Source organism: Mesorhizobium sp. M8A.F.Ca.ET.161.01.1.1, assembly GCF_004792105.1.
Lineage (GTDB): Bacteria > Pseudomonadota > Alphaproteobacteria > Rhizobiales > Rhizobiaceae > Mesorhizobium.
On sequence record NZ_SRTD01000206.1, the window covers coordinates 1 to 352 of the forward strand.

A 352-nucleotide genomic window follows, 5' to 3' on the forward strand; every position below is an offset into this window, starting at 1 on the left:
CGCACGGATGCGCGCCAGATCATCTTCCGTCATGCTGCCGCCGCCCTGGAACATGGTGACGGCGGGGTCACCCGTCAGGCGGATGGCGAAAGAAACGAGAAGGGTGATGGCGATGACGACAAAAATCGCCTGCAGCAATCGCTTGATGAGGAAACCGGCCACGTTTTTTACCTTGAAGAGAGACCCGGCCTTGCCCGCATTGCGGCGGGCAAGGTGTGTTGATCAGAAACCAGCCTGATTATTCGACGGTAACGTCGGTCAGCTTCAGGCGATTGTCAGGCGGTGCGACAAAACCCTTGACCCGCTTGTTGATGCCGTAAATGGCATTGGTGTTGTAGAGCGGGATTTCCAG

At 57.1% G+C, this 352-nt stretch carries 1 pseudogene; it reads right to left on the reverse strand.

Annotated features, from left to right (window positions below):
* A pseudogene (locus tag EN804_RS38470) lies at positions 1 to 162 on the reverse strand (ABC transporter permease); the annotation flags it as partial.
* Positions 163 to 352: the final 190 nt, after the last annotated feature.